The organism is Streptomyces sp. 13-12-16, from assembly GCF_002114215.1.
In the GTDB taxonomy this organism is placed as follows: domain Bacteria; phylum Actinomycetota; class Actinomycetes; order Streptomycetales; family Streptomycetaceae; genus Streptomyces.
The window spans coordinates 1-3,298 of the sequence record NZ_NCTE01000941.1; the positions used below are offsets into that span (position 1 = coordinate 1).

Genomic DNA, 3,298 nt, shown 5'->3' on the forward strand with positions numbered 1-3,298 from the left:
CACCGCGGCCACCACCGCGCACCCGCCGAGCAGCGCGACGGCCCACCACCGGTCCCCGGCGGACAGCACGGGCACCCCCGCCGGCTCGCCCCCGGGGGCCGTCCGCCGCAGTGCCCGCGCCACGAACAGCGCGATGACGACCGCGGCCACCGCCGAACCGCCGTACTGCAGGTACCAGTACAGCGGCGACCCCGCCACCTTCTCGCCCAGCACGGGAAACACCCGCATCCCCCACCGGTCGAGATGCGTGAACGCGTCCCAGACCACGTGCGTCAACGCCCCCACCACGGCCGAGACGTACCAGCGCGCCACCAGCGACGGCCGCGTCCGCGCACGCGGCGCCCCGCAGCGCAGCAGCGTCGCCACCCGCCCCTGCCGGGCCCGCGGCAACAGCGCCACCAGCGGTTCGCGCACCAGCAGCCACAGCCCCACCAGCGCCCAGGCGATGAGCACGTCGACCGTGAACACACCCCAGAACGCATGGGTGACGTCACCGAACTCCATCGCCCCGGACCGGACACTCGCCGCGTAATAGGTCATGTCGGGAGCGAAGCTGCCCGCGACCAGTACGGCGGGAACCAGGGGGCCCCGCCCGCTCCCGTCGGTGCGCACGGCGGGCAGCACCGCCACCGCATGGCTCAGCGTGAACGGCAACGCGGCTCCTCGTGACAGTGGTTGACCGGGCCCGCGGGCCCACCTGATCGGCAGGCCCCAGTATGCGGGACGCCCCGCGGTGACTCCCGTCCCACGGGAACGTGGTGAACCGGTGAATATCGGGCATGAACAGGTGTCCGGGCAAAGGAAGTTGTCGTAGGGTCGCGAGGGCCGTCGTGCCGGATGCCCCCAGGAGGGCAACCAGCGGGGCGGGTAGATCGTCACAACAGGGCGAACACGACACAGGCTGACGGACGTCACGGCGTTCAGGGGAGGGGCTCACTCTATGGCGGCGCAATTCGGCAGGAGGCTGCGCAAGGGAGTGACGACCACCGCCGTCGCCGCGGCGGCGGTGGCGGCCCTGGCCGCGTCCCAGGCCCCCGGCGCGACGACCGACGGTCAGGGAGGGCAGACCACCTCGGACGCCACGTCCTCGCCCGAGGAGGCCGCCGACGCCGGCGCGACCGGCAACTCGCCGTACTACACGGACCTGCCGCCGCTCAACAGCCCCAACCCCGCCCCGTCCGCGAGCACCGGGACGGACACGTCCGGCGTGACCGAGGCCGGCATACCCGCGACGGTCCTCGACGCCTACAAGCGGGCCGAGGCGACGCTGCGCGAGAAGAAGCCCGGCTGCAACCTGCCCTGGCAACTCCTCGCCGCCATCGGCAAGGTGGAGTCCGGTCAGGCCCGCGGCGGACGCGTCGACGCCGACGGCACCACCCTCTCGCCCATCCTCGGCCCCCAGCTCGACGGCAACGGCTTCGCCCTCATCAAGGACACCGACGACGGTGCCTACGACGGCAACAGCTCCTACGACCAGGCCGTCGGCCCCATGCAGTTCATCCCCTCCACCTGGGAGTGGGCGGGCCGCGACGGCAACGGCGACGGCCGTGAGGACCCCAACAACATCTACGACGCCGCCCTCGCCGCCGGCCACTACCTGTGCCGCAACGGCTGGGACCTGTCCGACCAGCGGGACCTCGACAGGGCGATCCTCAGCTACAACCAGTCGACGGAGTACCTGAACACCGTCATGTCGTGGCTGGAGTACTACCGCAGGGGCACCCACGAGATCCCCGACGGCACCGGCACGCTGCCCAGGGACCGCAGCGACAGCACCGTCACGGTGCGTCCCTCCCCGACGGCGCCGGGCACTCCGCCGAGCACGTCGCCGTCGCCGAAGCCCAGCCCGAAGCCGGAGAAGCCGGCCGGCTCCGGCAACCCGGGCACGCCGCCGCCCGCCACCACTCCGCCCACCACCCCGCCCACCCCCACCGACACGGTGGACCACCTGGAGGACGCCGGTACCGCGCGGCTCACCGCGATGGCGGGCGACGCGTTCACCGAGCGGATGAGCGCCCGCGCGGAGACGGACGCCGGCAAGGCCGTGGCCAAGGTGCGGATCCGGTTCACCATCGTCGGTGACACCGACACCACCTTCACCGACGGCGAGAGCGTGGCCACCGTCGTCACCAACGGCTCGGGCGTCGCCGTGGCCCCCGCGCTCCGGGCGGGGGAGAAGACCGGTCCCGTCACCGTCCGGGCCGCGGTGGTCGGCCGTACGGTCAAGGGCGTCACCTACCGGGCGACCGTCACCGAGCGCGCCGCCGACACCCTCGTCCGCACCGGTACGAAGGAGCTGACCTGTACGCCGGGCGGCGAGTTCGCGGACGCGGTCGAGCTGAAGGCCACCTACAAGGGCGCGGTCGCCGACAAGGTCGCCGCCACCGCGACGCTCGTCAAGTCGGCCGGGGACGAGACGGAGAACGGCAAGGGCCCCTACTTCAAGGACGCCGACGGCAAGGCCGTACGCACCCTGAGCGGTCTGACGACGGACGCGGACGGCCTGCTGAAGCTGCCCCGGCTCTACGCGGACGACACCGAGGGCACGTTCCTGCTCCTCGTCACCACCGCGGGCGGAGCGACCGTCACGGTCGAGCTGACCGTGGCGGCGCCGGCCGGGACGGAGCCGCCGGCCGGGACGGAGCCCCCGGCCGGGACGGAGCCCCCGGCCCCGTCGGAGAGCCCGTCCACCAGCCCGTCGGAGAGCCCCGCCACCTGACGGAACCGGGACGAACGGATCACCGCCTGAGCCGCGCGTTGGTGTGCCGGGTCGGCTCGGCGGTGGCCGGATCCTCCGGCCAGGGGTGCTTGGGGTAGCGCCCGCGCAGTTCGGCCCGTACGCCCTTGTAGCCGTCCCGCCAGAACGAGGCGAGGTCGGCGGTCACGGCGGCGGGCCGCCCGGCCGGGGACAGCAGGTGCACCAGCAGCGGCACCCCGGCCACCCGCGGTGACTCCTGGAGCCCGAACATCTCCTGCAGCTTCACGGCGAGCACCGGCTGCTCCGGGTCGGAGTAGTCGATCCGGATCCCGGACCCACTGGGCACGGTGATCCGCTCGGGGGCGAGCTCGTCGAGCCGTACGGCCTCGCCGGAGGCCCAGGGCAGCAGCCGCGCGAGCGCCTGCCCGGCGTCGATCCGCCCGAGGTCGGCCCGTCGCCGGGCCCGGCTCAGTTCCGGCTCCAGCCACTCCGCCACGCGCGCGTGCAGCGCCTCGTCGGAGACATCGGGCCACGGCGCACCGAGCCGGCCGTGCAGGAACGCCAGCCGCTGCCGCAGTACGACGGCCCCGGCCGGCCACC

The 3,298-nt window shown here is 73.8% G+C and carries 3 protein-coding genes; 1 reads left to right on the top strand and 2 read right to left on the bottom strand.

The genetic code is table 11. The annotated features are described in order from the left end of the window. The coding region (locus B7767_RS32565; RefSeq protein WP_085575269.1) for a DUF4184 family protein at positions 1-654 on the bottom strand (654 nt) is incomplete at its 3' end. A gap of 286 nt (positions 655-940) precedes the next feature. On the opposite strand from B7767_RS32565, the gene B7767_RS32570 reads away from it, so the two are divergent. Further along, on the top strand, positions 941-2,719 hold the full coding sequence (locus B7767_RS32570; RefSeq protein WP_085575268.1) for a lytic transglycosylase domain-containing protein: 1,779 nt from the start codon (positions 941-943) through the stop codon (positions 2,717-2,719). A 19-nt stretch (positions 2,720-2,738) separates the two neighbouring features. On the opposite strand, the gene B7767_RS32575 is transcribed toward B7767_RS32570, so the two are convergent. Beyond that, positions 2,739-3,298, bottom strand: a 560-nt coding sequence (locus tag B7767_RS32575) for an ATP-dependent helicase C-terminal domain-containing protein (RefSeq protein WP_306298016.1), incomplete at its 5' end; no start/stop codon positions are given.

Excerpts from the sequence above, each read along its gene's own strand:
- B7767_RS32570 (WP_085575268.1), top strand. The coding sequence starts at position 941 with ATGGCGGCGCAATTCGGCAGGAGGCTGCGCAAGGGAGTGACGACCACC.